The following is a 15003-nucleotide window of genomic DNA, read 5'->3' as shown; positions in this document are numbered from 1 at the left end:
GCTACCTTCCTTCGATCTCGCGCTTGCGGCGGTCGCCGTCAGCGAGAAGCTCTCTCAGATGCCTGCTGTCGCGTGCATCGATTGCATCCTTGTATTCCTGCAGGTGTCCAATGAGGCAGCCGATCTCACGGGAGAGGTTGTCCGCATCCTCGAGGAAGAGCTCCGTCCACATATCAGGGTTGAGCCTTGCCACGCGCGTGAGGTCCTTGTAGGAGCCTGCAGAGAAGCCCTTGTGGACCTTTGCCTCAGGGCTCTTCACGTAGGCATTCGATACGACATGGGCAAGCTGCGAGGTAAAGGCGATGATCTCGTCGTGGCGCTCTGCTGTCGTCAGCGTGAAGGTGGCAAAGCCTAGAGGGGCCAGAAGCTGCTTCATGCGCTCGAGGAGGTCGAGCCTCTCGAAGTCGTCCATCTTCGGCGGCACGATTACGAGCGGTGCCCCATGGAACATGTTCGCGCGGGCATGCGCGAAGCCTGAGTACTGGGTGCCAGCCATCGGGTGGCAGCCGACGAACGTGAAGGGATAGTTCTCTGCAACCGGGAAGCAGGCATCGCAGATGACCTTCTTGACGCCACCGGTGTCCATGACAATGGCACCAGGGGAGACAAGGGGAGCGATCCTCTTGAGCTCGGAGATGGCGACCTTCGGATATCCGGCAAGCACGATAAGCTCGCAGGTCGGAACTATTTCATCGGTGAGCTCGCCCTTGATGGTCTCGATCTCTGCCATCTCGAGGACGTCTTCAGAGATGTCCCGGCCATAGACCTCAACGCCTGCAGCGGCGAAGGCCTTTGCGAACGAGCCGCCCATGAGGCCAAGGGAGATGATGCCGACGCGTCCTGGGACAAATGTCTTCTCCATCGGCCTAGCTCCTGTCTTCGGCAAGTGCCGCGCGGAGCTTGGCTATGCGTTCCATCATCTGGGCGAACTGCTCCGGTGTGAGCGCGCGTCCGCCGTCGGCCAGAGACTCTTCCATCGGCTGGTCATCGATCTCGATTGTGAGGCCATCGGCCCCTGCTGCGCAGGCGGCGAGGGAAAGACCCGGCACGAAGCGGGCAAGGCCTGCGGCGCGCGAGGGGTCGCAGATGACCGGGAGGTGCGAGAGGCCATGGACGGCGATGATCGAGGAGATGTCAAGGGTATGACGGTAGCGGGTCTCGGCGGTGCGGATGCCGCGCTCGCAGAGGATGACCTGCTCGTTGCCTTCGCTCATCACGTACTCTGCTGCCATGAGCCATTCGTCGACGGTTGCCTCGAGGCCACGCTTGATGAGGATGGGGACATCCGTGCGGCCAAGCTCTTTGAGGAGCGGGAAGTTCTGCATGCTGCGGGCGCCGACCTGGATAACGTTGACGCCAGACGAGACGAAGGTTTCTACATCGCGCGGGTCCATGATCTCGGCCACAGCCGGCATCTCATGGACATGGGCGACAGAGCAGAGCTCGGAAAGGCTCTCAGGCCTGAGTCCGCTGAAGGAGTAGGGCGAGGTCTTCGCATTGTAGGTACCTGCCATAAGAAGGCGGGCACCTGCTGCCTTCGCCTGTGTGGCAAGGGCATCGAGGTCGCGTCCGTCAAGCGCATTGGGGCCTGCCATGACCTGGAAGGAGCCGTCGCCGATCTTCACGCCGAAGCCGCAGTCGATCACGGAGTTCTGCGGATGGAACTTGCGGTTTGCCTTCTTGTAGGGCTCGGAGACGCGCTGGACGCGGTCGATGATGTCCATGGACTCGAGGAGGAACGGATCGATCTTCGTCGTATCGCCGATGATGCCGACAATCGTCTCATTCTCGCCTTTGGAGACATTCGTCCTGAATCCGCGGTTCTCGATCCAGGATATGAAATGCGCCAGCTGGTCTTCGGTGGCGCTCTGGTTTACGACAGCTATCATCGGAGAAACTCCCATCGTTTCGTGGCATATCGCGAAAAATCCTACTACAAATGTATGAAAGCCAGATTTCCTGTATATGTGAGTATCTGGGTCTTGAAAGTTCGTCTCGCCAAATTTAATGTTTCGGCTATAATCATGCACGCTTGCTCCCTTAGCTCAGTGGATCAGAGCGTTCGCCTCCGGAGCGAAAGGTCGTGGGTTCGAGCCCCACAGGGAGCACCATAGGATATGAATGAAGCGCTCTGCCGGAAGGCGGGGCGCTTTTGCATATCAAACGAAAGCTTCGTGTCAGGCGTCGTTTAACCGCCGACTTCCTGTGCGCGTCCATGGTCTCTGCATGCGCCTCGATGATCTCGTCAGCCTTCTCGTCCTCGATGCCCATTGCCTTGAGCATCTTCCGGGTGTGCGCCATGTAGGCCCTCCGTCCTGCGGCATTTCCTCGCCGCTCCGGTCCATGGGATGCGCGGCGCCTTGCACGTCCCCCGTCACGGAAGATGGTCGCACCCGCACCACAGCCGCTAATGGCCGAGGGATTCCTGCATGATGGCCTTGTGCTCGCTTCCGTGCTCCTTCGCGGCAGGCTTGAGGAACGGCTGCGCATCGTGCTTCGAGGTGCCTTCCTCGACGTACTTGCCGTACTCGACGTTCGTGCCGATGCAGACGGCAGGGGAGATGCCGCCCTTGGGCATGTGCGTGATGCTGTTGCGGAGCCTGCCTGTGTCTACCGGGCACTTGGCCTTCGCGTAGCCCTCGGCCACGAGCCCTATCCTCTCCAGGCCCTCCATGATGCCGTCGGCAATCGCATCCTGTATTGCCTCGGTGTTGTCCTGCTGGACCTCGACAAGGCCAGACATGTCGGATGCCGTAAGGCCTGCCGTCTTCCATGCTGCCATGCTGCTGGCGCGCCTGTAGGAGCCAATGCGCCCGGCGTTCTCCGCCCCAGTGAGAGACGTCCTTGCAGCACGCATGGATGCGCGCCTGTCCATCTCCACGACGGAACGGATGCGCCTGGCGGCATCGGGCACGCTCTCGCCCTGGAGGATGCTCTGCGTCATGGCAGACATGATCTTGCGCCTCGCCCATGTCTCGGCCCTGCTGGGCTTCACGGACACCTGCGGCATGAGGTCCGGCTGCTGCTGGACCATGTACGAGACGTATCGGCACCGACCAGCGTGTAGCCCGTATCGAGCTTCGTGACGCTCTCCACATCGAAGGTGCCGTAGTTCATGTTCGCGGCATATACGGCAGGGGACTCGCCGTTGATGATGGCAGCGGCCTGCTCGTCGCAGGCCTCCATGTCGTGGGCCAGCGTCTCGGCCATCTGCCGGTACCAGCTCGTGTCAGCAGCCCGGCCACTGCGACAAGATCTGCCAAATTCGATTTGCGAATCCATACGGCTGTCGAAGAGCGTGCTGCAGAAGGAATGTCTGATTGCTGTACGACTCTGCAGCCTATGGAAGCAGAGATAAGCCGGCATGAAATGATGGCTGTCTAGTTTGTGCATATATGTCTCCCAGAAACGTTCGTTTGGTGTCCTGGGGGATTTAACGCCCCGTCTCACGGGCTCTGGAAACCGCAGGTAGTTCATGGTTTTACCTGAAGAAAACTGATCTGCATGGCAGTCTTGCTGGTTCAATGGCAATGCTTGGAGCTGGATTGCTGCAGCGCCTTTTGTGCTCGGCGAGATGATGCAGAGAAGCTTTGGCCCGCTCTTGTTAAAAGCTCTTGGCGGCTAGCGAAGTGAGCTTGAAACGGCAATAAACGTTGCCTCGCGTTCAGGAGAAACTGTGTCGTTCCCTGCCATGCCGCTCATGGGCAAGCGCAACTTCCAGATCGTTTGGATTGCCGATGCCGTGCTCCTTGGCCAGAGAATCTGTGGCATTATGAGCTAAATGGCACATACTGCGCCTTGGCCCAGGGCGCCTTTCATGTTTCAGAGATTAGTGTCCTCGAGTTGACGGCAAAACGGCAAGACTGCCTTCACCAGTGATGAAGAGGATTTCCAGGTCGGATGTCTTCTTCATGCGTGCAATCGAAGGCGCAGACTCGCGGAGCCTGCAATGACTTTCATGTCTGGCTGGCATCCCCGTAAAATGCTTACGTATATATCCTTGTCGAGGCATGGTGTTCTTTGGGCGCCTGCATGCTCCATCGGGCTGGCTTTGGGTACGCATGATAGGATGCCCGAAAAGCCGATATCGAGGAGGATTCGTGTCTCAAGACACAAGAGACCAGAAGCTTCAGGGGCTGAGCGCTGCCGAAGTCGAGGAACGCAGGGCAAGAGGCCTCGTCAATGCCAATGCTGACGTGAAGACCAAGACGATCCCCCAGATCGTGGCCGAGCATACCTTCACGCTCTTCAACGGCGTCAATGCCGTGCTGGCGCTGCTTGTATTCCTGACCGGGCAGTACCGCAACATGCTCTTCATGGTGATCGTGCTGGCGAACCTCTTCATCGGTATCGTCCAGGAGATCCGTGCAAAGCTCACGGTCGACCGTCTGACGCTTCTGACTGCAACGGATGCTCTTGTCATCCGTGACGGGGAGAAGCAGAAGGTTTCTGTTTCCGATATCGTCCAGGACGATATCATCTGCCTCGCGCATGGTGACCAGGTGCCGGCAGATGCCACGATTGTCCGAGGCTCCGTCTCCATGAACGAGAGCCTGCTTACGGGAGAATCCGATGCCGTGCACAAGGGGCCGGGAGATGAGATACTCTCCGGCAGCTTCGTCGACTCCGGATCTCTCATGGCAAGAGTCACGCGTGTCGGCGCTGCGTCCTATGCTGCCAAGATCAATGCAGAAGCGAAGTATGTGAAGCAGGCGAAGTCCGAGATCCAGGACTCGCTTCGGATGGTCGTCGAGTTCTCGACGATCCTCATGCCGTTCCTCGGAGGCGGCCTCTTCCTGAGGAGCGTCTTTGCAGAAGGCATGACGTGGGATGCGGCTATCCTCTCTGTCGTGGCAGCGCTTGTCTCGATGATTCCGCAGGGCCTCATGCTCCTGACGTCGACGGTCCTGGCTATCGCGACGACGAGGCTTGGCGCCAAGAACGTGCTCGTGCAGCAAAGCTACTGCGTCGAGACGCTTGCACGTGTCGATACGGTCTGCCTCGACAAGACCGGCACCATCACTTCAGGCAGGATGGAGCTCATGGGGCTCCTGCCGCTTGGCGGACATGACGTGTCCGAGGTGCGCGAGGCGGTGCTTGCCATCACAGGAGCCGCATCTGACGATGCGAACGAGACGGCAGCTGCACTTCTGCGTGCCGCGGAAGACTGGCCTGAAGAGGCGGGTGCAGTCTCACGTGTCATCCCGTTCTCGTCCGCCCGCAAGTACTCGGGATGCGTGCTCGAGGATGGGCGCTCTCTTGCTCTGGGCGCAGGCCAGTTCGTGATGGGGGAGCGCTATGCTGCGCTTTCCCGTGATGTGGCGACCTTCGGCCCGCTTGCCCGTGTGCTCGTCGTCGGCTCCTGTGGAGGCTTCGACGAAGAAGGAAAGATCGAAGGCTCATTCGAGCCTTGGGGCCTCGTGGCGCTGTGCGATGAGATCAGGCCGACAGCTGCAGAGACGATCTCCTATTTCCGCCGCGAAGGCGTCGATGTGCGTGTGATTTCGGGTGACGATCCACGTACTGTCTCTGCCATTGCCTCTGCTGCCAGTGTTCCCCATGCAGAAAGATATATAGATGCCTCGACGATCAAGACCGAAGAGGAGCTCGTGCATGCGGTCGAGACGAAGAAGATATTCGGCCGCGTGACGCCGCAGCAGAAGCGCGAGATTGTCCGCATCCTCGAGTCGCATGGCCACACGGTCGCAATGACAGGCGACGGCGTGAACGATGTCCTGGCCCTGCGCGAGGCAGACTGCTCGGTGGCTATGGCATCAGGGTCGGCGGCAGCAAGGAATGTTGCCGAGATCGTGCTTGCCGACAACGACTTCGCCCATATGCCCGAGGTCGTGGCAGAAGGCAGGCGCTCCATCAACAACCTGCAGCGCTCGGCCTCCCTCTTCCTCGTGAAGACGGGCTTTGCCATTGCCCTCTGCTTCATCTGCATCTTCTTCCCGCCATTCCCGTTCCTGCCGATCCAGGAATCCTTCTTCTCGGGCCTCATCATCGGCTATCCGTCGTTCGTGCTCGCGCTCGAGCCGAACCATGAGAGGCTGCACGGCGACTTCCTGACGAACGTGCTTGCCCGTTCGCTTCCTGGATCTATCGCGATCGTCTTCATCATCGCTGTCACGATGATGATGGAGCCTCTGATGGGCTGGGACTTCGCCCAGACCTCGACTCTGTGCCTGCTTCTCGTCTGCATGGTCGGCGTCGGCCTCATCTGGCGCATCTCGCGTCCGCTCACGCCGCTGCGCTGCGCCCTTATCGTCTCCATCATCATTGCAATCGCTGGCGGGTCATTGCTATTCGGAAACTTTTTCATGATCGAGCCGCTCACGCCCTGGATGGTCGTGTACCTTTTCAGTGCAGGAGCGCTGGCACTCGTTCTCTTTGCCCTCCTGTACCGCCGTTTCGATAAAAGCATCGAACATGAAGGACGTCTTGCATACGTCGTGAAGAAGGCCGAGGTCGCATATGCTCAGCACAGAAGCCGTGTCAGCAGCCGTACGAGAGGCTAGGAAGCCCAAGCAGATCGAGGCAGGTGGCATCTCGCGGGCTGCGACCATCGTGTCGAAGATTCCTGGCGCCGAGAGGCTGCCCCGAGCGCTTCTGATACTCCTCGAGAATGTCGTGCGCCGTGCCAAGACGGATGAGGAAGCCATGCTCATGTGTGCCCGCATCCTCGAGGCAGGGGAGAAGGGTGCCCAGGGCAAGGAGATCGAGTTCATGCCATCAAGGGTCCTCTTCCAGGACTTCACGGGCGTGCCGGTCTTCGTCGACTTCGCTGCCATGCGCGATGCGATGGCGGCACGTGGCGGCGATCCCGAGAAGGTGAACCCCCATATCCCCACGACCCTCATCATCGACCACTCCGTGATTGCAGAAGAGGCAGGCTGTGCAGGCGCACGCGCCGAGAACGAGCGCATCGAGGCAGAGCGCAACCGCGAACGCTTCGCCTTCCTGAAGTGGGCAAGCCGCTCCTTCGAGAAAGTGAAGGTCGTCCCTCCTGCAGAGGGCATCTGCCACCAGCTCAACATGGAGCGCTTCTCGAAGGTCGTCGGCACCGATGCGCTCTGGCAGGGCGAGGGGGAGATGGCGTGCTTCGACACGCTCGTCGGCACGGACTCCCACACGACCACGGTCAATGGCATCGGCTGCATGGGCTGGGGCGTCGGCGGCATCGAGGCAGAGGCGGCAGCGCTTGGCCAGTCGATCACGATGCTCGTGCCTGAAGTTGTCGAGCTCAGGCTCGAGGGCAAGCTGCGCGATGGCATCTCCGGCATGGACTGTGCACTTACGGTCTGCGAGCTGCTCCGCAAGGCACAGGTCGTCGGCTCCCTCGTCGAGGTCACAGGACCGGGCGTGGCCGAGCTCACAGCAACGCAGCGTGCCTGCATCGCGAACATGACGCCGGAGTACGGCGCGACCACGACGCTCTTCCCGGTGGATGCCCAGACATTCAAATATCTGGCGCTCACCGGACGCGATCCTGAAGAGATCGCCTTCATCGAGGCATACCTGCGCGAGCAGGGCATGCTCGGCGAGCGCGACGCACACTACGCACGCACCTATACGCTTGACCTCTCGACCGTCGAGCCCTGCCTGGCAGGACCTTCACGCCCCCATCGCCGCGTTGCAGTTCCGGGGCTCAAGGCCCGCTTCGAGGAGTCGTCTGCCGAGCATGGCCACAAGCCCGAGACGGGGAAGATGGCGCTCCAGTTCGGCGACAGGATGTGCGAGCTCGACCATGGCGCGCTTGCGATCGCTGCCATCACGAGCTGCACGACGGCAACCGACCCTGCCATGATGGTGGCAGCAGGCCTTGTCGCGAAGAAAGCCACGGATTTCGGCCTTGAGCCCAAGCCCTGGGTCAAGAAGATCATGGCTCCGGGCAGCCATGCGACGCTCGAAATCCTGAAGCGTGCGCACCTCACAGCACCACTCGAGAAGCTTGGCTTCTTCACCTGCGGCTTTGGCTGCATGAGCTGCATCGGCAACTCCGGAAGCATTGCGCCTGCCCTCCATGAGCATGCAGACGATCTCGAGCTCACGAGCATCCTTTCGGGCAACAGGAACTTCGATGGCCGCATCTCGCCCGATGTCGCACAGAACTATCTTGCAGAGCCTGCGCTCGTCGTTGCCTACTCGCTTGTCGGCACGCTCGACACCGATCTCTCTGAGGAGCCGGTGGGTACCGGCAAGGACGGCAAGCCCGTCATGCTCTCCGACCTTCTGCCTACCGATGAAGAGATCCGCGATGTGCTTGCAAAGGTGCTCACGAGAGACCTCTACGAGGAGGCGGCCGAGGGCCTCTTCGAAGGCTCGGACGCATGGAAGGCCATTCCTGCATCTTCCTCTGCAACCTATGCCTGGGACGAGAGCTCGACCTATGTGCGCCGCCCGCCCTACTTCGAGGATGCAAAGCACGAGACAGTGCGCGCGGTGAAGGACGCACGCGTGCTGGCGCTCCTGGGCGACTTCGTGACGACCGACCACATCTCTCCTGCCGGCACGATTGCCGAAGGCTCTCCTGCCGCCCGCTATCTCACGGAGCATGGCGTGCCCGAGAACGAGTGGAACACCTACGGCACGAGGCGCGGCAACCACGAGGTGATGATGAGGGGCACGTTCGCGAACGTGAAGCTCGAGAATGCCCTTGCCCAGGGCAGGCAGGGCGGCTACACCTATGACTTCGAGCGCGATGAGGTCACGAGCATCTACGATGCCGCTATGGACTACAAGGCACAGCACGAGGACGAGGTCGTTGTCGCCGGCAAGATGTATGGCTCCGGCTCGAGCCGTGACTGGGCGGGCAAGGGCCCGGCGCTCCTCGGCGTCAAGGCCGTCCTCGCAGAGAGCTTCGAGCGCATCCATCGCTCGAACCTCATCGGCATGGGCATCGTGCCGCTCCAGTTCGAGGACGGTGTCTCAGCAGGCATGCTAGGCCTCGACGGCACGGAGCGCATCACGGTCGAGCCGATCGACTTCTCGAAGGGGCTTCCGGAGCCAAAGATGGTTGCTGTAAGCGCTGTCAAGCCATCCGGCGAGAAGATCGATTTCCGTGCGCTCGTGCGTGTCGATACGCCGAGCGAGGGTGCCTACATTTCAGAAGGCGGAATTCTGCCTTATGTTCTTGGACAACTTGTGTGACATGGTCCCATCTTCGGGGAGAGTGCTACAGTCTCGCTTCAGCATATGAATCGTGATTTGGAGGATTGCTTGATCTGCCCATTCTGCGGAACGCATATCGAAGACGGTCTGGATGTCTGCCCAGCCTGCCATGCCGATCTGACGGCTATGGCACATGTGTCCCATCCGGACCGGCGCTATTGCGCGAGCTGCGGCGCCCTCATCCCCGAAGGAGCCGATGTCTGTCCCCAGTGCGGCATGCCCTGTATCGCAGATGAGGCGGATGCAGATGACGGCGAGGAAGTCACCTGCGAAGGTGCTCACGTGAAGGAAGCGCCTGAGACCCCGCGCATCATCTCTGCCATCCCTACGGCAGATGGACCGTTCTCTGCGACGTCTGCCAATGAGCGCCTGCCAAGGAGGCGTGTCTTCACGCTTGCGTTCGTGGCAGCCCTTGTCTTCGTAGGCGGCGGCATCCTCGCAATCACGCAGCCCTGGAACCCGAATGCCTACTCCATCAAGGCCACGACCGCAGCTGATACATCGAAGGCAGGCTACCCGGGCGAGATCGACAAGCTTGCAGGACAGGATACGGGCATCGATACCTCCGATGTGGAGTCCGGAGACGCCCAGACCTATGAAGCCATCTCGGGCTACTGGGAGCAGCTCGGAGACATCAGGAAGAGCCTCGAGGAGAGCGAGACCGCACTCAAGGCAGATGTTCAGGATTCCTCGAAGGACATCTCGACCGACTACCAGACAGCCAAGCAGAATGCCCTGGATCTTTCGAACCTCATCTCCGATATCGGGGACGTGGATGTGAGCACGGGCACGTACGCCGACGATGTCACGAATCTCCAGACCTTGGGCTCGTGGCTCAGGAACTGGTCCGATGGCCTTATGGAGGCCTGGGACAGGGCGCAGTCCGGCTCGTACAAATCTGCCGACACGATCCTCGCTCCGCTCTCTTCAAGCGAGAGCACGGATGGCTCGAACTCCTATGCGCAGCTCTTCGATCAGAGCTATGACGGATGGCAGCCGCAGGAGAAATAGCTTTCATTTCCCCGCAATGTCTCTGCCGAATGTGTGAAAGACGCGCCGTGCTGGTACTATCAGAAGATGGAAGAATTGTATGAAGGTGCCACAGGACCGGGGAGGTTCAGATGGGCTTTTTCAATAGGAACAGCGTCTATGTCCCGAAGCGCGAGCTCAAGGGGACGGAAGTTGCGGTATTCAAGACCAGCAAGGGCACGATCAAGGTGCGTCTCGACTGCAAGGGTGCACCCATCCATTGTGCCAATTTCTGCGAGCTTGCAGAGAAGGGGTTCTACGACGGAACGAAGTTCCACCGCTATGTGCCGGACTTCGTGATCCAGGGCGGAGACCCCAATACGAGGAACATGAGCTCTGCCGATGTGGCAGCAGGCAAGCCCGGACCTGATGGCATGCCGGGCACGGGCGGCCCTGGCTACAGTATCAAGCACGAGTGGGATGTGAATCCGCGCAACAGCCATGAGGATGGCGCGCTTGCAATGGCACGCTCGCAGATGCCCGATTCGGCTGGATCGCAGTTCTATTTCTGCCTTGGCCCGCAGCATTTCCTCGACCCGAACTACACGGTCTTCGGCCAGACGATTGAGGGCCTCGACGTCGAGAAGAGCCTGAGGGCAGGAGACGTGCTCGAGTCTGTGAGCATCGTCGACGAATAAGGGCACGCTTAGCAGCACCTGGAGGTGTGACGCATGAACCAGCAGGCATATGAAGCAGGAAAGGCGGCCTATCAGCAGGGCGACTGGAACGGGGCCGTTGCTCTCCTGCATCAGGCAATAGATGCAACAGAGGCGAATGGCGCAGCAGAGCATATGCTCGGCAACGCCTATATGAAGCTCGGCAGGTATGCCGAGGCAGCTGACGCCTATGGCAAGGCTCTGGCAGATGCTTCCTACGGCAAGGTGGGAGCGCTCTCCTGCAACCGTGGCCGCGCCTATCTGGCCGCAGGCCAGCCGGATGAGGCAATCGCCAGCCTCAACGCAGCTGTCCAGGACCAGTCCTATGCCAAGGCATACAAGGCCTATGTGGCCCTCGGCGAGGCATACCGCATGAAGAACGATGTCAGGAATGCCGGCATCGCCTTCAGGAACGCCGCCATCGACGAGAGCAACCCGGATCCTTCGTTCTCGCTTCGCGAGCTCGGTGCCTGCTTCATCGCACTGCACCGTCCGGTCGATGCTGTCGAGGCCTACCGTACGGCACTCGACTTCGCGACGCCGATGGAGAACCAGAACGCCATCTACTCCGAGCTCGGCATGGCATATGTCGCTGCCAACCGCATGAGCGAGGCTGTGGATGCCTTCGCGCATGCAACGGCCGATGGCACCTATATCCTGCCGACCGACATGCAGATTGCCTACGACTCCGCAAAGCGCGCTGTCGCTTCGACCCAGGCGAACAATCCTTCCGAGACCGATGCCCTGCTTGCTGCTGCTGGCTATGGTACATCCCAGGACACGTTCGATCCGCTCGATCCCCTCGGCGAGTCGGGGGAGTTCATGCCGTCGCCTGAGAAGACCGGCTTCTTCTCTGTCTCCGAGCAGGACCTCGTCGAGGCTGACAAGAAGGAGCGCAAGGTCCGCCGCAAGAAGAAGCATACGGGCCTCAAGGTCTTCCTCGTGCTCCTGATCGTCGTCGTGGTCGTCGGCGGCGTCGGTGCCTATGCGTACTGGCGTGGCTATGGCTGGCCTACGCAGGAGACGGTCATCACCTCGCTCTTCAATTCGAAGGCATCGGGCGACGATCCTGCAAGCTTCATGGCGCCGAGCCTTTCCGACTCTGAGCGTGCCGCCATCGAGGACATCCTGCCTTCTGGCGCCACGATCTCTGTTGACGGACTCGACAAGAGCATGGACAGCTCGACGGCCCGCGTGACCGCCACGCTTTCTTCCGGCACGACCCAGACCTATACGGTCACGCTCGTCCGCGACGGTATCGGCTGGAGGGTCTCTTCGCTCCAGCTGAGCTATGATTCCGTCTCGAGCAATTCTTAGAAGCATCTTCGGCGGAACTAGACATAGGGAATATCAGGGATAGGAAGACATGTCCTTTATCGACTCCATATTTGGTGAGTATGGCGGAGACCTTGCCATCGATCTCGGCACCGCAAATACGCTTGTCTCGGTCCGTGGCCAGGGCATCGTCCTGAACGAGCCTTCCGTCGTCGCAATCGACAAGGAGCAGGAGCGTGTCCTTGCCGTCGGCTCCGATGCAAAGCGCATGATTGGCCGCACGCCGGGATCGATCATCGCCGAGCGTCCGCTGAAGGACGGCGTCATTGCTGACTTCGATGTCACCGAGGTCATGCTGCGCTACTTCATCGAGAAGGCGCGCGAGCGCAAGTATCCCTGGTCGCCGCGTCCCCGCGTCGTCGTCTGCGTGCCGTCGGGTGTCACGTCCGTCGAGAAGCGTGCTGTCTTCGAGGCAACGATCTCTGCAGGTGCCCGCCAGGCGTATCTGATCGAGGAGCCGATGGCTGCTGCCATCGGTGCCGACCTGCCGATCGAGGACCCGACGGGATCGATGATCGTCGACCTCGGCGGCGGCACGACCGAAGTGGCCGTCATCTCGATGGGCGGCATCGTCGTCTCGCAGTCCATCAGGACCGCAGGAGACGAATTCGACCGCACGATCCTCGAGCATGTGCGCGATGCCTACAACCTCTCTATCGGCGAGCGCACGGCTGAGGACATCAAGATCAAGGTCGGCTCTGCCGCTCCTCTTGCCGAGGAGCTCGACGTCGAGGTCAACGGCCGAGACGTGCTCACGGGCATGCCGAAGACCGTGCGCATCGAGTCCGAGGAGATTCGCCGTGCACTCGACAAGCCGCTCGACGAGGTCACGAAGGCCGTCAAGGATGCGCTCGATGTGACGCCGCCCGATCTAGCCTCCGACCTCATGTACTACGGCATCCTCCTCACGGGCGGTGGCGGACTGCTGCGCGGACTCGACCAGCGTCTGCGCGAAGAGACGGGCGTGCCCGTCAACGTGAGCCCCACGGCCCTCGAAAACGTTGTCAATGGCTGCGCGAAGGTCCTCGAAGCGAATGCCCTTTCCGGCGGCTTCGTCCAGAGTGCCGGCCTGTAGACCAAGGATCTGAAGAATGCCCGCAAATGGTGCTCCGCATGGCTTCCAGAGGACAGGCCAGAATTCCTCTGGAGGCCGTCTCGCTATAGTCCTTTTGGCCCTTTCCGTCATCATGTTCACGGTCAGCTGCCGCATGGGCGATGTCGGCGCGCTCGGTGCTGCCCGTACTGTCTGGCAGACCGTGACGATGCCGATAAGCTACATCGGATCTGTTGCGGTCCAGCCGTTCCAGGGCCTCGGCAACATCTTCGCGAACCTCACGGCAGACCAGGAGACGCTCTCGCAGCTGCAGGAGGAGAACAAGCAGCTCGTGGCAGAGAACGCCGAGCTCGAGGAGGCGCAGCAGACCGCAACGCGCCTGCAGGCGCTGCTCGACCTCAAGGATACCTACAACCTGCAGTCGACCGCGGCACGCATCATCAATGCGTCGTATGACAACTGGTCCCGCACGGTGACACTCGACAAGGGCAGCTCGTCAGGACTGGCTGTCGGTATGCCGGTGACGGATTCCTACGGCGTCATCGGCCAGATATCCGAAGTCAGCGCCACGACTGCCACGGTACGCCTCATCACGGATGAGAACTCGGGCGTCTCCGCCATGATCCAGTCGAGCAGGGCACAGGGGATGCTCAATGGCTCTGCCGATGGCACCTTGAGCCTCAACCTCGTGAGGACCGACCAGACCGTCAATGCCGGCGACATCATCGTCACCTCGGGCCTCGGCGGCGTCTATCCGAAAGGCCTGCCTCTTGGCACGGTGACCTCGGTCGAGAAGTACGACGGCGCCATGTACTACACGATCACGGTCGAGCCCTTCACGAAGACAGAGAGCTACGAGGAAGTCCTCGTGATCACGTCGCTTACAGAGGACCAGGCTGCAACTGCTGAAGACATCGCAGCTGCGGACTCGCAGGAGACCTCGTCGGCAGCTTCTTCGACGACGTCGACCTCGACCGATTCCTCATCTGGCTCATCGTCTGATGGCTCGTCCGACTCTTCATCGGACAGCACATCTGGCTCTTCGGCATCCGATTCTTCGTCGAGCACGTCCCAGACCACATCTCAGTCCACATCATCTTCCGCGACGACGTCTTCTTCCTCGACGTCGAGCTCCCATTAGGCAAGGCAGGAGACCTCATGCAGATACAGGACACGAACAGATATCGTCACGATGCGCTCGTTCTGGGGATCGTCTGCCTCGTGCTGCAGCTTGCCGTGGCTCCCTATATCGCGATCGCAAACGGGCATCCGAACTTTGCCTTCATCTTCTCTGCGACCTTCGCGCTCACGGTCGGCGGCCCTACCGGTGTCGTGATGGGCTTTGCGGCAGGCATTATCTATGACCTGGGGGCATCGAGCCCGATGGGGCTCATGGCATTCCTGCTGACGCTCTCCTCCTACATCCTCGGCATCGAGGCAAGGAACAAGCTGAATGACGACCCGGGAGCAGCGCTCGTGAATGGCCTCATCAGCTGCTTCGCAGTCAGCCTTCTCTATGGGCTCGCGATGCTCCTGACCGGCTTGAGCGCCTCATTCATCGATATGATTCTGACAAGGAGCCTGCCGTCCTTCTTCCTGACGGCGCTCTTTGCCATTCCGTTCTATCTCTTCTATTCGCGTCCGCAGTCTTCGGGCGCGACCCTGAACCGCAGCCTCGGGACGAAGATGCCGACGCTTGGCAATACCCGCAGGCGCAGCCAGGGACATCTCGGCACCAGAGGGCGGAAGATCTAG

At 60.6% G+C, this 15003-nt stretch carries 12 protein-coding genes and 1 tRNA gene; 9 read left to right on the top strand and 4 right to left on the bottom strand.

Annotated elements, in window-relative coordinates:
* Position 1 precedes the first annotated feature (1 nt).
* Positions 2-862 (bottom strand): prephenate dehydrogenase, encoded by an 861-nt coding sequence (locus VXJ24_RS05790; protein WP_330971972.1) that lies wholly within the window; start codon positions 860-862, stop codon positions 2-4.
* A 4-nt stretch (positions 863-866) separates the two neighbouring features.
* Positions 867-1889: a 3-deoxy-7-phosphoheptulonate synthase gene (aroF, locus tag VXJ24_RS05785; RefSeq protein WP_330971971.1), complete on the bottom strand. Its 1023-nt coding sequence runs from the start codon at positions 1887-1889 to the stop codon at positions 867-869.
* 145 nt (positions 1890-2034) lie between these two features.
* On the opposite strand from aroF, the gene VXJ24_RS05780 reads away from it, so the two are divergent.
* A tRNA-Arg gene (locus VXJ24_RS05780) sits at positions 2035-2111 on the top strand.
* A gap of 296 nt (positions 2112-2407) precedes the next feature.
* On the opposite strand, the gene VXJ24_RS05775 is transcribed toward VXJ24_RS05780, so the two are convergent.
* Together VXJ24_RS05775 and VXJ24_RS05770 are read right to left on the bottom strand one after the other, a co-directional pair.
* Entirely contained in the window at positions 2408-2953 is a 546-nt protein-coding gene (locus tag VXJ24_RS05775) for an HK97-gp10 family putative phage morphogenesis protein (RefSeq protein ID WP_330971970.1), read from the bottom strand.
* Positions 2954-2991: 38 nt separating this feature from the next.
* The gene (locus VXJ24_RS05770) at positions 2992-3210 is read right to left on the bottom strand and encodes a hypothetical protein (protein WP_330971969.1); all 219 of its coding nucleotides are present in this window, start codon (positions 3208-3210) and stop codon (positions 2992-2994) included.
* Positions 3211-4100: 890 nt separating this feature from the next.
* Between VXJ24_RS05770 and VXJ24_RS05765 the strand changes: the two genes are divergently transcribed.
* From VXJ24_RS05765 to mreD, 8 genes are all read left to right on the top strand, one after another.
* Positions 4101-6521, top strand: coding sequence for an HAD-IC family P-type ATPase (locus tag VXJ24_RS05765; RefSeq protein ID WP_330971968.1), 2421 nt, complete (start codon positions 4101-4103; stop codon positions 6519-6521).
* On the top strand, positions 6478-9153 hold the full coding sequence (gene acnA, locus VXJ24_RS05760) for an aconitate hydratase AcnA (RefSeq protein ID WP_330971967.1): 2676 nt from the start codon (positions 6478-6480) through the stop codon (positions 9151-9153). The genes VXJ24_RS05765 and acnA overlap by 44 nt, the downstream gene beginning before the upstream one ends.
* Before the next feature lie 69 nt (positions 9154-9222).
* The gene (locus VXJ24_RS05755; RefSeq protein WP_330971966.1) at positions 9223-10185 is read left to right on the top strand and encodes a zinc ribbon domain-containing protein; all 963 of its coding nucleotides are present in this window, start codon (positions 9223-9225) and stop codon (positions 10183-10185) included.
* Between the two features lie 110 nt (positions 10186-10295).
* Positions 10296-10841, top strand: coding sequence for a peptidylprolyl isomerase (locus VXJ24_RS05750; protein WP_330971965.1), 546 nt, complete (start codon positions 10296-10298; stop codon positions 10839-10841).
* Between the two features lie 33 nt (positions 10842-10874).
* Positions 10875-12176 carry a tetratricopeptide repeat protein gene (locus VXJ24_RS05745; RefSeq protein WP_330971964.1) on the top strand — a complete coding sequence of 434 codons (1302 nt, stop codon included), beginning with the start codon at positions 10875-10877 and terminating at the stop codon, positions 12174-12176.
* Between the two features lie 49 nt (positions 12177-12225).
* Positions 12226-13269 (top strand): rod shape-determining protein, encoded by a 1044-nt coding sequence (locus VXJ24_RS05740; RefSeq protein ID WP_330971963.1) that lies wholly within the window; start codon positions 12226-12228, stop codon positions 13267-13269.
* A 16-nt stretch (positions 13270-13285) separates the two neighbouring features.
* Positions 13286-14389 (top strand): rod shape-determining protein MreC, encoded by a 1104-nt coding sequence (gene mreC, locus VXJ24_RS05735; RefSeq protein WP_330971962.1) that lies wholly within the window; start codon positions 13286-13288, stop codon positions 14387-14389.
* A gap of 17 nt (positions 14390-14406) precedes the next feature.
* A complete protein-coding gene (gene mreD, locus VXJ24_RS05730; RefSeq protein ID WP_330971961.1) occupies positions 14407-15003 on the top strand; it encodes a rod shape-determining protein MreD in 597 nt (198 codons plus the stop codon).

Source organism: Olsenella kribbiana, assembly GCF_036408795.1.
In the GTDB taxonomy this organism is placed as follows: Bacteria; Actinomycetota; Coriobacteriia; order Coriobacteriales; family Atopobiaceae; genus Olsenella_L; species Olsenella_L kribbiana.
The sequence above is the reverse complement of the archived record's forward strand: the minus strand, read 5'-3'. Positions and strand labels throughout refer to the sequence as shown.